The organism is Tardibacter chloracetimidivorans (genome assembly GCF_001890385.1).
Taxonomy (GTDB): domain Bacteria; phylum Pseudomonadota; class Alphaproteobacteria; order Sphingomonadales; family Sphingomonadaceae; genus Tardibacter; species Tardibacter chloracetimidivorans.
This window is the reverse complement of sequence record NZ_CP018221.1, coordinates 1,775,531-1,797,003: the sequence shown is the minus strand read 5'-3', so window position 1 is coordinate 1,797,003 and position 21,473 is coordinate 1,775,531. Positions and strand designations below refer to the sequence as shown.

17 protein-coding genes, 1 tRNA gene and 1 pseudogene are annotated in these 21,473 nt (G+C 62.0%); 8 read left to right on the top strand and 11 right to left on the bottom strand.

Annotation, left to right across the window (positions count from 1 at the left end):
* Window positions 1-46 precede the first annotated feature (46 nt).
* The 4 genes from BSL82_RS09280 to BSL82_RS09265 form a co-directional block, all read right to left on the bottom strand.
* On the bottom strand, window positions 47-1,168 hold the full coding sequence (locus BSL82_RS09280; protein ID WP_072597069.1) for a glycoside hydrolase family 130 protein: 1,122 nt from the start codon (window positions 1,166-1,168) through the stop codon (window positions 47-49).
* A 57-nt stretch (window positions 1,169-1,225) separates the two neighbouring features.
* Window positions 1,226-1,444: a hypothetical protein gene (locus BSL82_RS09275; RefSeq protein WP_072597067.1), complete on the bottom strand. Its 219-nt coding sequence runs from the start codon at window positions 1,442-1,444 to the stop codon at window positions 1,226-1,228.
* A gap of 8 nt (window positions 1,445-1,452) precedes the next feature.
* Window positions 1,453-1,734, bottom strand: coding sequence for a hypothetical protein (locus BSL82_RS09270; protein ID WP_072597066.1), 282 nt, complete (start codon window positions 1,732-1,734; stop codon window positions 1,453-1,455).
* A gap of 244 nt (window positions 1,735-1,978) precedes the next feature.
* Complete coding sequence (locus BSL82_RS09265; RefSeq protein ID WP_072598710.1) at window positions 1,979-2,830, bottom strand: SDR family oxidoreductase; 852 nt, start codon at window positions 2,828-2,830, stop codon at window positions 1,979-1,981.
* A 141-nt stretch (window positions 2,831-2,971) separates the two neighbouring features.
* Here BSL82_RS09265 and BSL82_RS09260 point away from each other — a divergent pair, with 141 nt between their 5' ends.
* The 3 genes from BSL82_RS09260 to BSL82_RS09250 all read left to right on the top strand — a co-directional run bounded on the left by BSL82_RS09260 (window position 2,972) and on the right by BSL82_RS09250 (window position 7,715).
* On the top strand, window positions 2,972-4,645 hold the full coding sequence (locus BSL82_RS09260; RefSeq protein ID WP_226998411.1) for an MFS transporter: 1,674 nt from the start codon (window positions 2,972-2,974) through the stop codon (window positions 4,643-4,645).
* 167 nt (window positions 4,646-4,812) lie between these two features.
* Window positions 4,813-7,347 carry a PAS domain S-box protein gene (locus BSL82_RS09255; RefSeq protein ID WP_158010773.1) on the top strand — a complete coding sequence of 845 codons (2,535 nt, stop codon included), beginning with the start codon at window positions 4,813-4,815 and terminating at the stop codon, window positions 7,345-7,347.
* Window positions 7,344-7,715, top strand: a complete 372-nt coding sequence (locus BSL82_RS09250; RefSeq protein ID WP_072597060.1) for a response regulator — start codon at window positions 7,344-7,346, stop codon at window positions 7,713-7,715. The genes BSL82_RS09255 and BSL82_RS09250 overlap by 4 nt, the downstream gene beginning before the upstream one ends.
* Here the strand turns inward: BSL82_RS09250 and BSL82_RS09245 are convergent.
* The 6 genes and pseudogenes from BSL82_RS09245 to BSL82_RS09220 all read right to left on the bottom strand — a co-directional run bounded on the left by BSL82_RS09245 (window position 7,710) and on the right by BSL82_RS09220 (window position 15,387).
* A complete protein-coding gene (locus BSL82_RS09245) occupies window positions 7,710-8,972 on the bottom strand; it encodes an MgtC/SapB family protein (protein WP_072597058.1) in 1,263 nt (420 codons plus the stop codon). The genes BSL82_RS09250 and BSL82_RS09245 overlap by 6 nt on opposite strands.
* Window positions 8,973-8,996: 24 nt before the next feature.
* Window positions 8,997-10,541 carry a SpoVR family protein gene (locus tag BSL82_RS09240; RefSeq protein ID WP_072597048.1) on the bottom strand — a complete coding sequence of 515 codons (1,545 nt, stop codon included), beginning with the start codon at window positions 10,539-10,541 and terminating at the stop codon, window positions 8,997-8,999.
* A complete protein-coding gene (locus tag BSL82_RS09235) occupies window positions 10,538-11,848 on the bottom strand; it encodes a YeaH/YhbH family protein (protein WP_072597047.1) in 1,311 nt (436 codons plus the stop codon). The genes BSL82_RS09240 and BSL82_RS09235 overlap by 4 nt, the downstream gene beginning before the upstream one ends.
* A gap of 20 nt (window positions 11,849-11,868) precedes the next feature.
* Window positions 11,869-13,815: a PrkA family serine protein kinase gene (locus BSL82_RS09230; protein WP_072597045.1), complete on the bottom strand. Its 1,947-nt coding sequence runs from the start codon at window positions 13,813-13,815 to the stop codon at window positions 11,869-11,871.
* Window positions 13,816-13,982: 167 nt separating this feature from the next.
* Window positions 13,983-14,342: a heat shock protein HspQ gene (gene hspQ, locus BSL82_RS09225; RefSeq protein ID WP_072597044.1), complete on the bottom strand. Its 360-nt coding sequence runs from the start codon at window positions 14,340-14,342 to the stop codon at window positions 13,983-13,985.
* Between the two features lie 83 nt (window positions 14,343-14,425).
* A pseudogene (locus BSL82_RS09220) lies at window positions 14,426-15,387 on the bottom strand (IS1595 family transposase).
* Window positions 15,388-15,676: 289 nt separating this feature from the next.
* Here BSL82_RS09220 and BSL82_RS09215 point away from each other — a divergent pair.
* A tRNA-Ser gene (locus BSL82_RS09215) sits at window positions 15,677-15,766 on the top strand.
* A gap of 24 nt (window positions 15,767-15,790) precedes the next feature.
* Complete coding sequence (locus BSL82_RS09210) at window positions 15,791-17,482, top strand: DUF6538 domain-containing protein (RefSeq protein ID WP_226998693.1); 1,692 nt, start codon at window positions 15,791-15,793, stop codon at window positions 17,480-17,482.
* Here the strand turns inward: BSL82_RS09210 and BSL82_RS09205 are convergent.
* Window positions 17,458-17,670, bottom strand: coding sequence for a helix-turn-helix domain-containing protein (locus BSL82_RS09205; RefSeq protein WP_072598709.1), 213 nt, complete (start codon window positions 17,668-17,670; stop codon window positions 17,458-17,460). The two genes, BSL82_RS09210 and BSL82_RS09205, sit on opposite strands and share 25 nt — an antisense overlap.
* A gap of 111 nt (window positions 17,671-17,781) precedes the next feature.
* On the opposite strand from BSL82_RS09205, the gene BSL82_RS09200 reads away from it, so the two are divergent.
* The 3 genes from BSL82_RS09200 to BSL82_RS09190 all read left to right on the top strand — a co-directional run bounded on the left by BSL82_RS09200 (window position 17,782) and on the right by BSL82_RS09190 (window position 21,316).
* Window positions 17,782-19,245, top strand: coding sequence for a PH domain-containing protein (locus BSL82_RS09200; RefSeq protein ID WP_072597041.1), 1,464 nt, complete (start codon window positions 17,782-17,784; stop codon window positions 19,243-19,245).
* 96 nt (window positions 19,246-19,341) lie between these two features.
* Entirely contained in the window at window positions 19,342-19,968 is a 627-nt protein-coding gene (locus BSL82_RS09195) for a hypothetical protein (protein ID WP_072597039.1), read from the top strand.
* Window positions 19,969-20,629: 661 nt separating this feature from the next.
* Window positions 20,630-21,316: a recombinase family protein gene (locus BSL82_RS09190; RefSeq protein ID WP_072598708.1), complete on the top strand. Its 687-nt coding sequence runs from the start codon at window positions 20,630-20,632 to the stop codon at window positions 21,314-21,316.
* Window positions 21,317-21,473 lie beyond the last annotated feature (157 nt).

Here is a 21,473-nt window from a genome sequence, read left to right as displayed (position 1 = left end):
CGGTTCGCAGCCGTGATAATTTCGCCACTTGTCGCAGCGCGGCGTGTCAGGCGAAAATCGCCTCGCGCGGTATGTGGGTGATGCGGCAGGCGAGGTCGGCCTCGCCCGAAGCGACGATGAAGTGGCTGCCGCAATCCACCACCCCGGTCGTGAAGACCACGTCCCTCAGATATAGCTGATGCTCCAGAGGCCGCGTCAGTTCCGCGCTTGGCTCCAGCACGGGGGTATGGCCGGTGCGAAACACGATGCCGGGGTCGTTCCGGTCGAGGAGCGACCAATAGGTGCGGTAGATCCCGACGATCTCGTGCGGTTCAACGCCGTGCCAGAGGCTCAGCCACCCCTCCTCCGTCAGGATCGGGGGCGCGCCGCCGCCCATGCGGGCCGTCGCGACCGTCGCCGCGTGCGGACGGATGCCGGGCTTGCGATACGGCTTCCAGTGGAGCGCGTCGGGCGAGGATGCCAGGTTGATCGAAGGGCCGGAGCGCCATTCGCTCCCCGGCGGATAGGCGAAGTAAAGCTCGCCCAGCGGCCGGGTCTGTGCCCAGTAGTGCCCGTCTATCCGCCCCTCGAATATCACCATGTCCTTGTTCTGATGATCGAGGATGATGTCCTCGAACCTCCAGTCGAGGCCGTTGGCGGAACTGTAAAGCACTGTGGAATGGCGTTCGGGGCTGACCGCGCAGGCGGTCATCAGCCAGCGGCCGTCCACCCTGCTGATCCGCGCATCCTCCACTCCATAGCATTCCAGATTGGAGGAGGGCGCGACTGCCCTGTCGTAATGTAGGGCCACGATCTCGAGACCGTCGGGCGAAAGCTCGACAGGCAGCAGCCAGGAAAGCGAGGTGAGCGCCATCACCTTCCACTGATTGCCGGACACCATGAACTTGCGCGGATCGGCCGTGTCGACCTGCTCCAGCGGCCATGCGTCCAGAACATAACGTCCATCCGCCCACCGAATCGCATGGACATGGCCGTCGCGAACCGGCGTGCGCAACGCCTCGGCGATGCGCGCCATCATCAGCAGATTGCCGTTGGGAAGGCGGGTCAGACCGGGGTTGAAGGCTCCCAGCACATGGGTTTCAACCCCAAGATACCCGGCGAGCGGCGAACGCGAGAGATCGATGTCGTCGGGCGTCAGAACCAGGCGGTCGATCGGGTAGCGCGTCATTCGGGAACTTCCTCAAGCCGGATCGCTGTATAGCGCAGCCTGACGCCGAACGAACCGCTATGATTTCTTGCCACCCGGCCCGGGTTCGGTGGCTGGACGCGGCGGCACGCCTTCCTTCTTCGGGACCTTCAGATCTTCATATTCCACTTCGCGGTTGTGGGGTCGTTCTTCATCGTCCTTCGGAGCGGGCACGAAATCCGGTTCGTCGTCCTGCGCTTCGCCCCAGCTTTGCGGGTGGTCCGGTCGCTGTTTTTTCGGCTTTTCCATCTCGTCCATTCCTTCATTCAGGCTGGAGACGCGCCGCCGCCTCGAACCTCATCCTCGCAGGCGAGCGCAGCCTCTATCATCGACAGCCACATTGCCGGATCGCCAGCGCGCGCCATCTCCTCATCGGGTTCGCGCAACGTCTTCAGGACGGCGACGGCATCGTCGATCCTGTCGCGCCACGCGGCATCCACCTCATCCCCGGCCGATGAACTGGAGCCATGCGCGTTGATGCTGGCTTCCTCGCCCGCCAGCACGCGGGCGACACGTTCAAGGGTGTTCGTTCTTGCGACGTCAACCATGGTGATCCTCGCGGCTCGATGAAACGGTTGTTCTGGACCAACCGCCGATCCGCGGCTTCGTTCCGTGGTGCCTGCCTTGCGGGCGCACAATGAAGATCAGGCCCCGAACGGCATTGTCTGCGCGCTGGGGCCTGACCGTTTCTCGGCCTCGGATGTGCTTCCACTTCCTGAAGACCGATATGGTTAAAACACCCACTCGCCGTCCGGGTTCCGGCCCCGACGCGCCGCGTTTTACTTTTTTCATCTAGCTGCCGACAACCGTGCCGCCGTTCGGGTGCAGCACCTGCCCCGACATGTAGCTCGCGTCCTCGCAGGCAAGGAACAGGAAAGAGGGGGCAACCTCATTGGGCTGGCCGGGACGCCCCATCGGCGTCCCTTCGCCGAAATGCTCCAGCTTGTCGGGCGTCGCCCCGCCCATGGGGTTGAGCGGCGTCCAGATCGGGCCGGGGGCAACCGCATTCACCCGGATTCCGTCGCCGATCAGATTGGCCGAAAGGCTCCGCGTGAAGGCGGTGATCGCGCCCTTGGTGCTTGAATAGTCGAGCAGTTCCTTCGAGCCCTCATACATGGTGACGCTGGTGCAGTTGATGATCGCCGCGCCTTCCTTCAGGTGCGGGCGCGCGGCCTGGGTCATGAAGAACATGCCGAAGATGTTGGTCTGGAAGGTGCGGCGAAGCTGGTCTTCGGTGATGTCGCGAATGTCCTTGTCGGGATGCTGCTCCCCGGCGTTGTTGACGAGCACGTCGAGCCGACCGAAACGGTCGATGACCTCGCCGATCGCCTTTTCGCAGAACGCCGGGTCTCCGACATCGCCTGCGATGGTGATGGAGTCCCGCCCTTCGTTCCTGACGATCCCGGCGGTCTTTTCCGCATCGTCATGTTCGCACAGATAGAGGATGGCGACGTCGGCGCCTTCCCGCGCGAAGAGCGCCGCCACCGCCCGGCCGATGCCGCTGTCCGCCCCGGTGACCACCGCCACCTTGCCTCGCAGCCGGTCTGATCCGGCATAGCGGGGCTGCCATTCGGGTTTTGGCTCAAGCCTGCTTTCATGGCCGGGCAGCGGGTCTTCGTGGATCTCCGGTTCTTTCGTGCTCATGCCGCCCTCCTTGGCTGCAAAGAACAGAGAACGCGGTCGGTCTCGGGGCGATCCCGCCATGCGCCGGCCGGTACTGAAAGAGACGATTATCCGTTTGCCATCGCGCCGATTGCGCGCCATCTGGCTGGCAGGGAGCGTCAGTTGAAATCAGCCGTCGGTAAGTTGAGCGCAAACGCCATGCTGGCGCCGCTGCGCGTCGCTGTGTTCCGCAGGACATGGTCGGCCAGCCTGTTCTCCAACTTCGGCCTGCTCGTGCAGGGCGTGGGCGCGGCCTGGGCGATGACGGAACTCACTTCGGCGGCCGATATGGTGGCGCTGGTGCAGACCGCCTCGGTGCTGCCGCTCATGCTCTTTGCAATGTTCGCCGGCGCGATCGCCGATACCTATGATCGCCGCAAGGTCGCGATGACGGGCATATTGATCGGCCTTGCCGGCGCAGTTGGTCTCACCCTTTCGGCCTCGGTCGGCGTGCTGACCCCTTGGCTGATCCTCGCTTTCACCTTTACCATCGGCTGCAGCGTGGCGCTGTTCGGCCCGGCGTGGCAGGCATCGGTCGCAGAGCAGGTGCCGCCCGCCCACCTTGGCGAGGCGGTGGCGCTGAACAGCATCAGCTACAATGTCGCGCGCAGCTTTGGCCCCGCAATCGGCGGTTTCATCGTCGCTGCGGCAGGCGCGACCGCCGCCTTTCTGGTAAACGCGATCTTCTTTCTGCCGATGATCGTTGCGCTTCTTTTGTGGCGGCGGGTTCAGGAGCCATCGCGGCTGCCGCCCGAAAAACTGATGCGGGCGATTATTTCCGGCGGGCGATATGTGCTGCATTCGCCATCGATAAGACCGATCATCGTCCGTTCGATCATCAGCAGTCTCGCCGGATCGGTGCTGCTTGCGCTGATGCCGCTCATCGCCCGCGATCTGCTGGGGGGAGATGCACGGCTCTTCGGCCTGATGCTTGGATGCTACGGGATCGGCGCGGTCATAGGCGCGTTCTGCGTGTCGCCGCTGAGAAGCAGGCCCGGGGCCGAAGCATCGGTCACCGGCGGGGTGGTCCTCCTGGGACTTGCCTCGTTCGTCGTCGCGTTCAGCGCCTCGCCGTGGTTGACGGGACTGGCGCTGATGGCCGCCGGGGGTGCCTGGATGGTCAGCGTCACCATCTTCAACATCGGCGTGCAGACGATGTCCCCCCGCTGGGTGGCGGGCCGTGTTCTCGCCGCCTTCCAGACGGCGGTCGCGGGCGGGCTTGCCGTCGGCAGCTGGATTTGGGGACAGGCTGCCGAAACCTGGGGCGTGAGCGAAGCGATCACTGTTGCGGCGGGAGCGACCTTGCTGGCGGCGTTCGTCGGGCGCTGGCTCAAGCTTGCCGATTTCTCCCCGGCCGAGGAGGCGGGCCTCGATCTGGCCGATCCTGAAGTCGAACTCGACATTACCGGTCGCAGCGGGCCGATCGTGATAGAAATTGAATACCGGGTTCCGCGAGACCGGGCCCGCGCCTTTTATGGCGTGATGCAGGATCTGCAGCTCAGTCGCCAGCGCAACGGCGCTTATGGATGGGCGCTGGCGCGCGATCTTTCAGACCCGGAGCTCTGGATAGAGCGGTTCCATTTTCCCACATGGACCGATTTCCTGCGGCATCGCAATCGGCCTACAAGCGCCGAGCGGGAATTGCAGGAGCGCATAAAGGCGTTTCATTCTGGATCGGGGCCGATCCAGATTCGGCGCATGCTTGAACGGCCGTTCGGGTCGGTCCGGTGGCGGGACGACGTCAAGGATTCACGCGTCCCGGTCGTCATGCCGGTGGCGGGCGGCGCTGCTCCCTGAGATGCATCACAGGGAATTGCAGAGAAGATTGACAGCGTTCCGGCGCGGTCTAGGGTCAGGATCCATTCTGGAGGCAAGCCCTGAAGCCGGTTAGGACGACAAGCGGGATCGGAAGGATCGGAACCGGCCGGGATGCCTTGCGGCTTGCCCTGTGCGGTGGGCTGGTCGTGCTCGGGTTTTTGGTGCTGATCGGCTGGTCCCTTGGCATGGAAACCTTGAAATCGGTCATTCCCGGCCAGTCCACGATGAAGGTGAACACCGCGATCGGCTTCGTTCTGGTCGGGTTCGGCCTTGCAGCGGCGGGCAGGCGCGAGTCGGGCGCGGCGGTGATTGCGGTCAGCTGCGGCGCTGCCGCCTTCCTGCTCGGCCTGCTCACCATGGTGGAATATCTGGCGCACACGGACATCGGCATCGACCAGGCCTTCCTGCCCGACAAGGGAACGCTGACCGGTTCCGGTTTCCCGGGTCGCATGTCGCCGCTCACCGCCACCGCCTGGATGGGGCTTGGCCCGGCAATCCTCCTGCTCTCGCTGGCGAGGAAGAGCGTGTGGCTCATGGTCGCGCACCTGCTGGCTGCCTATGCGGGGTTCGTCGCTTTCGTGGCCTCGGCGGGCTATGCCTTCGGAGGCACGACCTTCTGGCTGATAAACGACTATACGGCGATCGCCATCCACACCGCGATCGGCCTTCTGGTCGCGGTTGCCGCCGCGCTCATGACCCACCCGGAAACAGGCTGGCTCCGCGAGGTATCGGGGTCGCCAAGCGCCTGGGCCTTGCTCAGCCGCTTCCTGCCGGTCGCGGCGATCTTGCCGATCGCCTTGGGCTTTATGCTGATGCTTGGCGTGGGCGTCGGCGCTTATAATGTGGAGTTCGGCTTTTCGCTGTTCGCGCCGATGACGGCGCTCGCGCTTGTCTGGGTCACGGTGCGGATCGGACGGGAGATGCGCGATAGCGAATTTGCCATGCGGGAGTATCAGGAGCAGCTTGCGGCGTTCATCTCGCAGACCATGGCCGGTTTCAGCGAGGTGGATCTGAATGGCGTCTTCACCGCGGTCAACGACCGCTTCTGCGAGATCGTCGGCCGCACGCGCGAGGAGCTTTTGGGGCTCAACCTGCTCGACATCACCCATCCCGACGACAGGCCCCGCAATAAGATCGTATTTCAGAGGGCGGTCGTGGAGGGTACGCCCTATGCGCATGAAAAGCGATATGTCCGCCCCGATGGTTCGGCCGTGTGGGTCAACAATTCGGTTTCCGTCAGCCGCCGGGCGAATGGCGAACCCTATGGTGTGCTCGCCGTTTCGATCGATGTGACCGAGCGGCGGCGCGCGGAGGAAACGCTTCGCAAGAACGCCGAAAGCGTGCGGCTCGCGATCGAAGGCGCAGGCATGGCGACCTGGGAGCTGGATTCAAGCAGCCTCAGCGGCGAATGGTCGCCCAACCGCTTCGACATTCTGGGCTTTGCCAGAACGCCCGATCTGCGCGGCGGCTTCGAGGACTGGATCGGGCGGGTCCATCCCGAGGATGTCGAACTCGCACGCGGCGCGGTCGATCGGTGCCTGATGGAGGGCGTGCCGTTCAACATCGAATATCGCATCTTCCGCGCCGACACGGGCGAGGAGCGGTGGTTGCAGAGCCATTGCAGCCGCTTCGGCAATGGCGGCGAGGAGGGCGCGCGGCTGCTGGGCGTCTCGTTCGACATCACCGAGCGAAAGCACGCCGAAGCCGCGCTCCAGGAAAGCGAGTGGCGCTTCCGCACCATCTTCGAGCAGGCGAACGACTATATCTTCACCGCCGATCTCGATCAGCGGGTGACGTCGTGCAACCCGGCGGTGTGCGCGGCGCTGGGCTATACCGAGGAAGAGGCGCTGGGCAAATCCTTCGCGCATTTCGTCGGCGCGGACGGTTTTGAACAGACGACCGCGATGCTCAACAGGAAGGTGCAGCGCGGCGGCAGCACGCGGCATACGATCGCCGTCAACACCAAGGACGGGCGCAGGCTGATCTGGGAGATCAATTCCCGGCTGATGACGGACGCCAGCGGCCAGCCCACGGGTCTTCATGCGATTGCCCGCGATGTGACGGAGGCGCGCCAGTTCGAAGAGCATCAGCGGCTGCTCATCGACGAACTCAATCACCGGGTGAAGAACACGCTGGCGATCGTGCAGGCGATGGCGCAACAGACGTTCAAGGGAGACGCCCGGCTCCGAGCGGCGAGCGAGGTGTTTCAGGGTCGCCTGTCCGCATTGTCCACCGCGCACAACATCCTTGTGCGCGACAGATGGTCGCCTGCGTCGCTGACCCAGATCGTGCGGGACGTCGTCAAGCCCCACAGCGGCGCGGACGAGCGGGTCCGTATCGAGGGCCCGGATGTCACCATCCCGCCAAAGACGGCGATCACCCTTGCGCTCGCCGTCCATGAGCTTTGCACGAACGCAGCGAAATATGGCGCGCTTTCAACGCCAGGCGGAGAAGTGCATATCGGCTGGGATGTGATGCGGGCAGACGGCCAGATTCGCTTGCGGATGAAGTGGGTGGAGCGTGGCGGACCCCCGGTGACGCCACCCGCCCGGCGCGGCTTCGGCACCAGGATGATCGAACGCGGCCTTGCCGCCGAACTGGGCGGAAAGGCGGAGATTCTGTTCAAGCCGGAGGGGCTGGAGTGCGTGGTGGACGCCGTTCTCACGGAGGGTCAGGGATGACGGTGCTCAACGGCCGGAAGATATTCGTCGTCGAGGACGAACCGCTGATCCTGATGGCGCTGGAGGATATGCTGGAGGACATGGGCTGTGCGCTTGCCGGGTCGGCGTCCAATCTGGCCCTTGGTCTCCAGCTTGCAGAGGCGGTCGACTGCGAGGTCGCCATTCTCGACATCAACATCAATGGGGAAAGGAGCGAACCGATCGCCGCCCTTCTGGCCCAACGCGGCATCCCCTGCATCTACGCCACTGGATATGGCCGCGCCGGAATTGGTGCGCCGGCCGACGCGCTGGTGATAGAAAAACCCTATAGCCGTGACGTGCTCGCCAGATCGATCACCCTGGCCTTCGCCCAGACCGGAAAGCTATAGCAGCAGCCAGCCGACAGCGAGGCCTGCGCCTGCCACGGCGGCGGCGACCATCAGCGGAAGCGAGGCGGATACGCCACGAGACGGCCCCGCAAAGACGATGGCTATCACCCCCTTCAGCACCGTGTTGACGATAACAGGCAGCATCAGAAGCAGGCCGGCCATATGGGGCGACAGCGCGCCGGACGGCAGATTGCCGACCGTGATGATCCCCGAATCGACGTCATAAAGGCCGATCAGGGCGAGCAGCGTGGCAAGGCCGGAATCCCCGAAACGCTCGATCGCCCATCTCGACGCAAGCACCATCACGGCGACGACGGCCGCAAATCCAAGGGCGGGCAGGACTTCAAACGGATTGCGGACGGGCAGGGCCTTGCCTGCATTCCCCTGGGCGCGAAGGGCAAGCGGCACAGCCCACAGGACGGCGAGCAGAGCGGCGGGCGCGATGACCAAGGCGAACGTGGGAAAGGCGGATGTTGCGAGAATCGCCGTCAGCAGCAGCACGCGAAGGAACATGACGCCGGACGCCGCCGCTATTCCCGCCTTCAGCACCGCTGCGTCTTCCTCCGGGTTGCGCAGCCGCCGCGACAGCTCGGATATGACCGCCGTCGACGATACGGTCGCGGCGATTGCCGCCGCCGCCAGCGTGCCCCGCGCCGCGCCCAGCCGTTTGCCCGCGACATATCCCGCAAAGGAGAGGCCAGTGACGAGAACCACCATCATCCAGAGCTGGCGCGGGTTCCATGCGGCATAGGGGCCATAGGCGTGATCGGGGAGGAGGGGCAGCACGATCAGCGCGATCACGGCATATCGTGCGGTCGCATGCATGTCCGTCTGGTCCAGCGTCTTGAGCCAGCCGTGCAGCTGCTCGCGCAGCGCCAGTATCACCACCGTCGCGCCCGCCGACACCACCGCCACGGTCGTGTAGCCCAGCGTCGCCAGCATGCCGAGGAAGAGGGTCAATATGGCGGTGATCGCCGCCGTTGCGGACCGGTCCGCCGGGTCGCGGGTCAGCCCGGCGCGATAACCGAATGCGATGATCGCGACCACGCCCAGCCCGCCTGCCGCCGCCAGCAGGCCCAGCCGGTTGGCGATAAGGCCCAGAATGCCCCCCAGCAGGCCCAGAAGGGCAAAGGTCCTGATGCCTGCGACACGGTTTCCGTCCGCCTCGCCGCGCAGCCTCCAGCCGCGCTCCACCCCGATCAGAAGCCCGATGCCGAGCGCAAGCGCAAGGTCGCGCAGCGGACCCAGTTCGTTCATCGGCGGTGTTGCGTCCCGGCTCCGTCAGAACCGGGCTTGATGACGCGGTTTGGCACGATGCTCCTTCAACACCTTGCCGGTCGCCCTGTCCACCTCGTTCAGGCAGACGTCATAGGACCAGATGTCGGCCAGATGCTGCAGGACCTGGTCGGCGTCGCTTTCCGCAAGGAGCACGCCGTTCATCACATTATGCTCAAGGATCAGGTGGCGGTCGCCCGCCATGTCGACATCCACGACCTGGATGTCCGGCTCCTGCCAGCCGATGTCATATTGCCGGGCAAGCGCGCGCCGCACCTTGCGATAGCCCCGTTCATTGTGGATCGCGTCCACGCGGAGCGCAGGCTCGTCCTCGTCGTCGACGAGATGGAACAGCCGCCAGTTGCGGATCAGGTGCGGGCTGAGGAACTGGGCGATGAAGCTTTCGTCGCGGTAATTGGCCCAGATGTGCTTCAGCACCTCCATCGGCTCTTTCGATCCGGCGATATCGGGAAACCATTCCCGGTCCTCTTCGGTGGGATCGGTGCAGATGCGCTCTATGTCGGTCATCATCCCGAAGCCCAGCGCATAGGGGTTGATGCCGTTATAGCCGGGCGTGTCGAACATCGGCTGGTAGACCACGTTGGTGTGGGTCTGCAAAAACTCCATGTATGCGCCGTCGCTCAGCCGCCCCTCGTCGTGCAGCGTCGTGACGATGCGGTAATGGACATAGGTGGCCGCGCCCTCGTTCATCACCTTGGTCTGCATCTGCGGGTAGAAATACTGGGCGATGACGCGGGTGATGCGCAGCACCTCGCGCTGCCAGGCGTCGAGGCGCGGCGCGGTCTTTTCAAGGAAATAGAGGATATTCTCCTGCGGCAGATGGAGCAGCGCCTGCCGTTCCGCCGCTGCGGCCGGGATGGCGGAGGTCTGCTCGCCGCGCGGCAGGGTGCGCCACAGATCGTTGAAGATGCTTTCCTGATAGGCATGGCGTTCGGCCTCGCGCAGCGCCTCCTCCTTCAGGTCGCGGCTTTGCGAGCGGGGATAGCGGTGAACGCCCTGGTGCATCAGCGCATGCGCGCCGTCGAGCAGCCGCTCGACCGCGTCATGGCCGTAACGCTCCTCGCAGTTCATGATATAGCCCTTGGCGAATTCCAGATAATCCAGAATGCCGTCGGCGTCGGTCCATTGCTTGAACAGATAATTGTTCTTGAAGAAGTGGTTATGCCCATAGGCGGCGTGGGCGATCACCAGCGTCTGCATCATGGCGGAGTTTTCCTCCATGATATAGCTGATGCAGGGGTCGGAATTGATCACCAGCTCATAGGCCAGCCCGCGCATGCCCTTGCGGTAGAGCAGCTCGTGATGGACGAACTGCTTGCCGAACGACCAGTGCTTGTAGAACAGCGGCATGCCCGTGGACGAATAGGCGTCTAGCATCTGCTCGGCGGTGATCACCTCGATCTGGTTGGGGTAGGTGTCCAGCTTCAGCGTGCGTTCGGCCACTTCGGCCACGGCCTCGTGGACCCGGCGGATGAGGTCGAAATCCCAGTCGCTGCCGTCGAACAGCAAGCCTTTGCCGGCTCCGCTCATGCCTGACCCGCCGTCTCGCGCGCGGCGCGCTTCCGGAACAGCTCGCGGAACACCGGATAGATCTCGCGCCGGTGATGGACGCGCCGCATGGCGAAGCGGCGGTCGGCGTCGGCGACGCCTTCATAGGCGCGCCACAGATCGGTCTGCCGGGGCGTCGTGCCAAGCGCCATCGGATCGCCGTCCCGCCCGACCTCCAGATAGGCGACATATTGCGAGATCGGCAGGATGCCGTCACGCATCAGGCTGGTGGCGCGTGGATTGTCGCTCGCCATGTTGTCGCCGTCGGACGCCTGGGCGACATAGATGTTCCAGTCGGACGGGTGATAGCGTTCGGCCACCACCTGCAGCATCTTGTCCAGCGCGCTCGACACCAAAGTCCCGCCGGTCTCGCGGCTGTAGAAGAACGTCTGCTCGTCCACCTCCTCAGCCCGGTCGGTGTGGCGGATGAAGACCACGTCCACATAGCGGTAGTTGCGCGTCAGGAAGAGGTGGAGCAACGCGAAGAACCGCTTGGCGAGGTCCTTCATATGCTCGGTCATGGAGCCGGAAACGTCCATCAGGCAGAACATGACCGCCTGCGTCACCATGCGCGGCGTCGGCTCATAGCGGCGGTAGCGCAGGTCGATGGGGTCGATGTAGGAAATCCGCCGCTGGCGGGCGAGGATCGCGTCCCGCTGTGCGCGAAGCACGTCGAGCGCGGCTTCGTCGCGGTCCTCCAGTTCTTCCTGCCGGGCGATCTCCGCCTCCAGCGCTTCCAGTTCGCTGCTGGAAGGGCGCTTCAGCGCGATGCGGCGGGAGAGCGAATTGCGCATCGTGCGGGTGATCGACAGCGACGCGGGCGACCCGCTGGTGGTGTAGCCCGCCCGCCTGACGCCCTCATTCTCGGTCTTGGTGATCTGCCGCTTGGCAAGGTCGGGCAGTTCCAGATCGTCGAGGAACATATCCAGATATTCCTCGCGGGTCAGGACGAAGCGGAACTCGTCCTCGCCCTCGCCTGTACCCGCCTCTGAACCCCCGCCGCCGGCGGCTCCCCTGGGCCGGGGAATGGTGTCGCCTTCCACATATTCGCGATTGCCGGGAAAGACGTAATCATGATCGCCGCCCTCGCGCGACCGGTGCAGCCTCGGCTCGTGGATGCCGCCCTGGACGATCGATACCTCGCCCTGCTGGTCCAGATCCTTGATGCTGCGGTCCTTCAGGCTCTCGCGCACCGCCCGCTGGACCAGTGCCTTGGCCCGGCGCAGGAACCTCTGGCGATTGGCCAGGCTCTTGCCTCCAGGATTGAGGCGGCGGTCGATGATGTGCATGGAACGGCCGGTACGCCTCCTTAGCCTGCCTGCTTCACGCGCATATACCATTCGACCAGTCGCCTGACCTGCCGTTCGGTATAGCCTCGCGCGATCATCCGCTCGACGAACTCATCGTGCTTCTTCTCGGTCTCGCTGTCCTTCTTCGAACCGAAGCTGATGACGGGCAGCAGGTCTTCCACCTGGCTGAACATCCGCCGCTCGATCACTTCGCGGATTTTCTCGTAGGACGTCCACGACGGGTTCTTGCCGTGATTGCTGGCTCTTGTCCGTAACGCGAACTTCACGACCTCGTTCCGGAAGTCCTTGGGATTGGCGATCCCGGCGGGCTTTTCGATCTTGGTCAGTTCCTGGTTGATCAGCTCGCGGTCCAGCAGCTGCCCGGTGTCCGGGTCCTTGAAATCAAGGTCTTCCACCCAGGCGTCGGCATAGGCGACATAGCGGTCGAACAGATTCTGCCCATAATCGTGGTAGGATTCCAAATAGGCCTTCTGGATCTCGTTGCCGATGAACTCGGCATAGCGGGGCGCGAGCTCGGCCTTCAGGAACTCCAGATACCGCGTCTCGGTCTCGGCCGGAAGCTGCTCCTGTCGGATCATCCGCTCCAGCACATACATCAGATGCACCGGATCGGCCGAGATTTCGCTGGTGTCGTGGTTGAAAGTGGCCGACAGCGCCTTGAAGGCGAAGCGGGTGGACGCACCCTCCATGCCCTCGTCGACTCCGGCCGCGTCCTTGTATTCCTGCAGGCTCTTGGCCCGGGGATCGACCTCCCGCAGATTCTCGCCGTCATAGACGCGCATCTTGGAATAGAGGTTGGAGTTCTCATGCTCGCGCAGCCGCGACAGCACCGAGAAGCGGGCCAGCATGTCCAGCGTGCCGGGCGCGCAGGGCGCCTTCGCCAGCTCCGACCCGCGCACCAGCTTGTCGTAGATATGCCGCTCCTCGGTCACCCGAAGGCAATAGGGCACCTTGATGACGTAGATGCGGTCGATGAAGGCTTCGTTGTTCTTGTTGTTCTTGAAATTCTGCCATTCCGACTCGTTGGAATGGGCCATGATGACGCCGCTGAAGGGAATGGCGCCGATGTTTTCGGTGCCGATATAATTGCCTTCCTGCGTTGCAGTCAGCAGCGGATGCAGCATCTTGATCGGCGCCTTGAACATCTCGACGAATTCGAGAAGCCCCTGGTTGGCGCGGTTGAGGCCGCCCGAATAGCTGTAGGCGTCGGGATCGTTCTGCGACAGCGTCTCCAGCTTGCGAATGTCGACCTTGCCGACCAGCGAGGAGATGTCCTGATTGTTCTCGTCGCCCGGCTCCGTCTTGGCCACCGCGATCTGGCGCAGCCGCGAAGGCATCATCCGCACCACCGAAAAGCGCGAGATGTCGCCGCCGAACTCGTCCAGCCGCTTTCGGCACCAGGGGCTGACCAACCCGCTCAGGCGGCGGCGCGGGATGCCATAATCGTCCTCCAGCCGTTCGCCCATCTCTTCGGGGTCGAACAGCGAGAGCGGGCTTTCGAACACGGGGCTGACCTCGTCGCCCGCCTTCAGCACATAGATGGGGTTCACCTCCATCAGCGCCTTCAGCCGCTCGGCAAGCGAGGATTTGCCGCCGCCGACGGGGCCGAGCAGGTAGAGAATCTGCTTGCGCTCCTCCAGCCCCTGCGATGCGTGGCGGAAGAAGCTGACGATCCTCTCGATCGTCTCTTCCATGCCGTAGAACTCGGCGAAGCTGGGGTAGGACCGGATCGTCCGGTTCATGAAGATGCGGCCCAGGCGCTGGTCCTTCGCCGTATCGATGATCGTGGGTTCGCCGATGGCCGCCAGCAGGCGTTCAGGGGCGCTGGCGTACATCATGGGGTCGCTTCGACACCCCTTCAGATAATCGGCCAGCGGCATCTCCGCCTGCCGGCGGGATTCGTAAGTCCGGGAGAAGCTTGTAAACAGATCGTCGTTCGGAGACATGTCTCTACCGCCGCTAAGTTACGTCAAAGAATATAAGTGATATCCGCCCCTTTGCACATACCGATTTAGTGACGGGTTTCGGATTTCCCGCCTTTGTGAAACTGCCGATTTACGCAAAGGCCCTGGGCAGGACCGGTGCGGCCCCTGCGCCGAAGGCCCTGCCTTCTTCAATGCTTGTGCTCACGCTTCAGGACGTAACGTCCCTGCTCGAACGCGTTGAACAGCTGATCGATCGCCGGATGATGGACCGGCACATCGCTGTCGTCATGTTCCAGATTCTGCTGGCTCACATAGGCAACATAACTGTTTTCTTCGTTCTCCGCCAGCAGGTGATAGAAGGGCTGCTCCTTTGCCGGGCGAACCGCTTCCGGAATCGATTCCCACCATTCTTCCGAATTGGCGAACTCGGGGTCCACGTCGAAAACCACGCCTCTAAAGGAAAGCAGCCGGTGCCGAACCACATCTCCAACCGCGAACCGAACCGCTATGGGAGACACCGCCGCAACCGCCTTCTGTAACTCCTTCATCTCGACTCCTGGGCCCTGGCTGGGCCGTCACGCTACTGTAACACATGTTTATACCGTGCCTATCCGCTTAAGGCATACACCCACTAGATATGGTATGGTGGGTCCATTGGCCTGAGTAGAGTCGGCAAAGGTCGGCGCCTCGATATCACTGGCGATCCCGAGGAGGGATCGGAAGGCGTTGAACGGGTAGAAGCGGCGATTGAAGCGGAAGTGAACTCGTTGAGGTAGGCTTGCAGATGCTTGGTGCTGACGCCGTGGTGGATGCCGTTGAGCCACGCTTTGAGGTTGAGAACACCAGATGGACGATGGCAGGAACTCTTCGGACACCTCCGGGTCGCCACTGGGCGATGGCGTGATGGTCGTAACCGCCGCCCTGCAACCCGCTATAGCCGCTCCAATCATCGGTGATGACCAGCGTTCCCGGCTCGACCGCGCTCTGTACAAAGCCACCAAGGGCACCGGCACTGCGGTCTGCACCGATGGCCAATCGAACCCTTCCGGCATAGCGTCCGTTCCGGCGGCGGTCCTGGCCAGTGCCAGGCTCCCGGTGACGAACTTCGACGGCGGCGACCACCAGCGTTTTGTGGTGGGTTCCCCGGCCTTCGCCGCGCGTTCGCCCGCCGATCCAGGTCTCATCGACCTCGACATGCTGACCGCTCTGCCCGCCGATCCGATCCTGATCGGGGCGCACCATCGCGGCGCGCAGTTTATGGAGCAGGCCAAAGGCCGTCTCGTACCGGGTCAGGCCAAGCTGGCGCTGCAACTGGACGGCAGATATGCCGGTCGTCTGACTCGCAACCAGGTAAGCGGCCCAGAACCACACGCTGAGCGGGATGTGGCTTCGTTCCATGGCCGTGCCGACCATCAGGCCGGTCTGACGGCGACACGAGCGGCACATCAGGATGACAGGCCGAGTGGTGAAACGAAACGGATCGCCGACGACGCCACAGCGTGGGCACGCAAATCCATCAGGCCAGCGAGCTTTTTCAAGCCAGGACGCGCAAGCGCCATCATCCGGGAAAAGCCGCTGGAACTCGGGAGGGATTTCGGGAACGGCAGCTTGTCGCGGTCAAGAACGTCCACAATCCCCACCCTTTACAACCGCTTTGGGTGGCACCAAGCCGCAGGAAAAGTCAGGCGCGCGCCACAAGGCAGCCACTAGATGTAGTGGGTGTATGCGTCAAGCGGATAGGCACGGTTTATACCTAATTAGGATGGGGAATCCGGCTTTCAATGGCGATTTCGCCGCGCACCACTTGGCAAGCCGGGGACGCTGGGCTATGCGGCCCACGCTTTCAGCCGTTCCCGCGCGGGAACAGATACCTGGCAATTGCGGAGAGGTGGCTGAGTGGTTGAAAGCACCGCACTCGAAATGCGGCATACGGGCAACTGTATCGGGGGTTCGAATCCCCCCCTCTCCGCCACCGCTTCCCTAAGTCGTTGATTTGGTGAAACCCGTTGCAAAACGGGCGCTTATTCGTGCACTCTGCTACAAAGTTTGCTACAAAATTTGCTCAGCAGGGGGCTTGATGCAGCGGATCAAGGATCATCGTTATCTCTACCGGCGGGGGTCGGCATGGGTCTTTCGCCGGGTCGTCCCGGATCGCGTTCGTACCGCCTTTGGCACGTCGGAAGTGCAGGTCACGTTGAAGGCCGCGAGCATCGCCGAAGCGCGGTTGGCAATGCAGCCTCACCTTGAAAGTTTTGAGCGCAAACTGCGGTTGGCTGCGCATGGCGGTGTGCGTGACGACCCGAGCGCGACTCAGCCCGATCCGTCCATGATCGAAATCGAAGCCGTGGTCCGGCACTGGCTCGCCGAGCGCATGCAGCGATTTGCCCGGCAGGGTATCGCACCGGAAGATGAGACCAGTGCGCTGGCCCGCCTGAGCGAACTGCAAAGCTATCGCGAGGATGTGGAAGCCGGGCTAATGGTCGGACGTCCGACGCGCTCTCAGATGAACGAGTGGATCGTTCAGGCCATCAAGGCTCAGCGCGGTTGGTATTTCGATGAGCGTTCGGCGGCGCACCGCAACCTCCGCAGGGTGGTTGGCCGTGCCCAGATTGAAGCCAGCCGCCGGGAAGAGCAGGACATCATCGGTGCGCCACGGGTTATCGGAGATCAGACATTCGCCCCCGACGAATATCGACTCGACGAGATGCAGGACCGAGCCAGACCTAGACGAGCGGTGACATTGCGTTCCCTCTTCGACGGATACGTCAAGGAACGCGATCCAGCCCCGGCGACCATCAAGGCATGGCGAAGGCAGCTTGACGCATTTGTCACCTACCTAGGTCATGAAGACGCTTCGGCTGTGACTACGGCTGATGTCGTCGCATGGAAGGAACATTTGCTGACCGGGGGTGGCGCGGCGGGCAACCCGTTGTCGGCAAAGACTGTAAAGGACACCTACCTCTCAGTCATAAAGACGGTCTATCGCTGGGGGAACGACAACGGGAAAGTGCGGGGCAATCCTGCCGAACGCGTTACCGTTCTGGTCCCTCGCCGCGCCGTCGTGCGGGAGAAGGGGCTGAACGATGCCGAAGCCCAGACCATCCTCGCCGCTACCCTGACCACACCGCCCAAAAAGCTTAGCAATCAGCGTGCACTGGCTCGGCGGTGGGTTCCATGGATTTGCGCCTATACGGGCGCACGGGTCAATGAGGTCACGCAGCTGCGCGCAGAGGACGTTTTCAAGGTCCGCGATGTTTGGGTCATTCGCATCACGCCGGAGGCTGGCAGCACGAAGAGCTATCAGGCCCGGACCGTGGCACTGCACCCTGATTTGATCGAGCAGGGTTTCCCGGCGGCTGTCGCCAAGCGGAAAGGTCCGTTATTCTACGACCCTGAGCGCTATCGGGGTGGATCAAGCGGCAACCCCCAAGCCAAGAAGGTTGGAGAATATCTCGCACGATGGGTCCGTGAGCTTGGCGTAAGTGACCCGGCGGTCCTGCCCAACCACGGCTGGCGGCATCGTTTCAAAACACAAGCGCGTCTTGCGAATATGGATCCTGAAATCCGCGACGTGATCCAAGGCCATTCGCCCCGAACAGTCGGTGAAGCCTATGGCGACACGTTCCCGGAGGTGTCACTGCGCGAGATATCGAAACAGCCCCGCTACTCGATTGGTCGGAGCAGCTGATCTGGCGGAACTTGTAGCGCCGTGGCGAGACGATCCAATGCTCTTACAGTAGGGTTGCGCGTTCCCCGTTCGAGATCGCTGAGGTAACTTCGCTTCATCCCGGTTTCCAGCGCCAACTCCTCCTGCGACAAGCCCCGCTGTGAGCGCAAATTGCGCACATTTTTGCCAAGGAGCTGTACGGCATTCATCCGGGGGATGAACCACACGACAGGCCATCAGTCTGTCCCCCAATCGTGTCGTTTTTGCTTGCGCAAAATTTGCATGTGCACACATGATACGATTCAAAGGGGGGTGAGCCCGTGCCTACGCATCAAGAGATCAGTGACCAGATAAAGACGTTTAACATCGCCAACGCTTGGTTGGTGCAATCGGAGATCAGAGAACTTCCAGCAATCCTAGAGGAGAATGAGCAAATCATTGCAGCCATTCAGGGCGCTTCAAACAGACAGAACGGCCTTTTGGTAGCCACGAAACGGCGCTTGATGTTTTTGCATAAGGGCTTGGTTCGGCTCGCAGTCAAACATTTTGCTCTTGATCAGATAACCTCGATCGAATTTACGTCCGGATTGGCCTTTGGCGAGATTTCCATTTTCACCTCTGGCCATAAGACGACGATAAATCGTTTGGCCGCGGCAGAAACACGCCCCTTTGTCGAGGCTGTGCGGCAACTGACCAGCCCGATTTTCAGCGGCCAGTTGCCGTCGACCAGCCACGCCAATCTAGTCCATTTTGAACGAGTAGGAAGTTCGCAACCTCCGGAGCCCGCCGTTCTCGAGCGGGAGGTTGAGCAGAGCGTAGGGCATGAGAGCGTGCCAGAAAGTAAGTCGGAGGAGCAGACGTTAGCCTTAACCCGCACCGCTCAGCGCAAGGATAAGAAGGAGCAGCAAAATCCGGAAGCGGGTGCGAAGCGCACAGTCGGATTGCCTTTGACAGCGGGCATCGCGCTTCTCCCAGTCGTATTTGCGTGGTTCCTGCTGAGACAGGGTCATAGCACCACTGCGAGATTGATCGGGTTCGGCTGGGCGTTCGTTTGGGGCTTGGCCTACGCGTCTTCGCTCAACAACACGCCTACGCCCGGCTCTGAACCGAATGCCGTCACCAGAAGTGTAACGCGCGAGCCCCTGACCGCCGCTGCTGCTCCGGGTGATGAGGACAAGCAGCATATTGCATCGCGGCCTGGACTGTCAGGTGCTGCGAAACGGATGAAGCTGCTCTATGAGGAACTGGACGGCTTTCGGCGCAATCCAGAGTTTCTGCGCGTCGGATTTAGCTCGTGCTGCCGATATCATAGATGGAAGCTGAATGTTGAAGAACTCGATCGGAGGAGCGGTTCTGCGCTGTTTCAGGAACTCAACATCACTGCTGGGGATTTGCTTCAACTTGGTCAAGAATATGCCCTGAAAGGCGGTGCCAACACACCACTAGCCCAATCCCTCAGTTCGCGGATTGAGCAGGCGGTTTCGCCGACGTCGCCAAGGTCAGGTGGCGGGAGAGCGAAGGAGGAAGGCTGGTGGTGCAGGGACGTCGAAACATGGTTTGCTTCGATGAGGGCTAACGAGGCCGGTGAATATGCCAAGGCGGCAAGCATGGTCTATGAGCCAGCCTGTTCCCATGTGTTACCGAACTCAACGACGGGGCCGGAACTGGAACGTCGCTATTACAATTTTGCTGATGGTGTGACGCGAGCAGGCTTTGTCAGGGTAAGGCTCACGGGCGGCGTAGAGGTTTGGGCTCCGCTTGACGCGATTGAGTTCCAGCCATAGCCGAGCCGCTTGTAACCGCACGCAATTTGAACGTGAGTTTATTTTAAGATTAAGTGACTGAATTTGCTATAATATCGTAGCAATGGAGGTCATGGCATGCACGATAGGGCAAAGCTTTCTCGGTACCTTGAGGACATCGGTCGCACTCGGCTTTCGCCCAACTTCTTCTTCCGGGATTTCCTGCATAGCGAAATCGCGGCGGCCTTTGGCGTTGTGAACCGGCCCGACGATCTTGACCTGGCGATCGAGGCGGGAACTCGCCTTTGCCGCGAGCTTCTCGAACCTCTCCATGCCACGTTTGGCAAGGTGTGCGTTCGCTCTGGCTATCGCTCCCGAGAACTCAACGCCCTTGGGCACCGCCTCCGGCTGGGCTGCGCAAGCAACGCCTACAACTATGCCGGGCACATTTGGGATGCACGAGACGCAGAAGGCCGGATTGGCGCTACCGCAACTGTCGTCATCCCTTGGTTCGTCGATTACCTTGAAAATGGCGGAGACTGGCGCGCAATGGCGTGGTTTGTCCATGACCATCTGCCATACTCCTACCTGTGTTTTTACCCCCGTCTTGGCGCATTCAACATCCAGTGGCGTGAGCAGCCGGAACGCAAGATTATGAGTTGGCGGTATCCTAAGGGCATTTTGACCCAGCCAAGCATGGGATATCTATTCGATGATCATGCCGCTGCATATGTAAACTTCCCACCGTTTGTCGGTAGACGATGAGCCCGGTGCCAAATGACCAATTGCTGATTGGGCTTTGTAGCCGGTTGCGCGCTTCAATGTGGCCGCTTGCCGGTCCCGAGAGAAGGGTATTCCAGTACCTCGTAGGGGGTGTCAAATTGACACCGGGGGGGTGCCAAATTGACACCCTTTCTATAGGTAAACATTCAATAGGTTTACCAAGAGAAGAACATCCCTCGCCTGTCGGCTCGGATTGTGAAGACCGGGAAGGATCAGGGAGATCATCAATCAGATCTCTCACCCGGCAAAAACACACGGCTGTCGATGGGCCTACCATTGGCGCGGCGGTGCCTTGCCCTATAGTCCCTCAACGCCAGCTTGGTTCAGATTATTTTTTACCGTGGGCCGAGCAGCGCCTCCAGGAGGTGCCGGACAGCATTCAGCATGCCCCCGCCCTTCGATCTGGTTGCTGGCGGCCTCAGGAGGCCCATAGAAGCCGTTCCCGGCCTGTCCCGGGGGGATTGGTTAGACGGCGCTCACATCGGTGCCTGTGCCCCCTTCTGAAGCACGACGCGAGGGGGAGGAATTTATCGGCTTACCAGAAGCGATTGCTGATAGATGTATCTGATAATTGCTTGGTAAAGGATTGGCACGTTCGTATAAAATCTAAATGTCCATTTAGGTCTTAAACGGATCAGTTATGATGAAAAACGGCTTCGTAAGCTATCTTCGGGTAAGCACCGAAAGGCAGGGCGCGTCAGGCTTGGGCATCGACGCCCAGCGTTCGGCCATCCGGCGCTATGTTGAACTGTGCGGCGGAGAGATTGCCGCCGAGTTGGTGGAGGTTGAGAGCGGCAAACGTTCCGATCGGCCTGTTCTTGAGGAGGCAATCTCGCTCTGTCGGAGAAAGAAGGCCACGCTTCTGGTTGCCAAATTGGATCGGTTGTCACGCACCGTATCCTTCATGAGCCGCTTGATCGAAACTGGTGTGGATTTTGTGGCAGTCGATAATCCGCACGCCAACAAGCTCATGATCCACGTTTTGAGCGCCTTCGCAGAGCATGAGCGCGACCTGATCGGAGAGCGAACGCGCGTCGCCCTCGCAGCGGCAAAGTCCAGGGGTGCCCGTCTCGGCAATCCAGACATTGCAGCGGCCAGAGCGCAAGCTCGACTTTCCATCCAATCGGCCGCCGATGATTTTTGCGCAAATGTTGGTCCCCTCATTCTCCAAATCCGAGGATCAGGTATTCACTCGCTCCAAGGCATTGCCGACGCGCTCGCTGCGCGAGGCATCCGCACGGCACGCGGCGGTGCATGGCATCCCGCGACGGTCCGCAACGTCGAGCGCCGTTTTCGACAGCATGGAGCTGATTTGCGCAATGACATGTGACGTGCACCAGCGCTGAAGGGTTCGCCGCGCGCGCGTGAGAGCCATCGTAGCTGGACAGATCTGTCAAAAATCGCCGATTTTTTTGCGGATGACTCGCAATTGGTCCTACTCGGTGCAACCCGTTTCATAATCTTGCGACGTTGATTGGCGGCCGGTC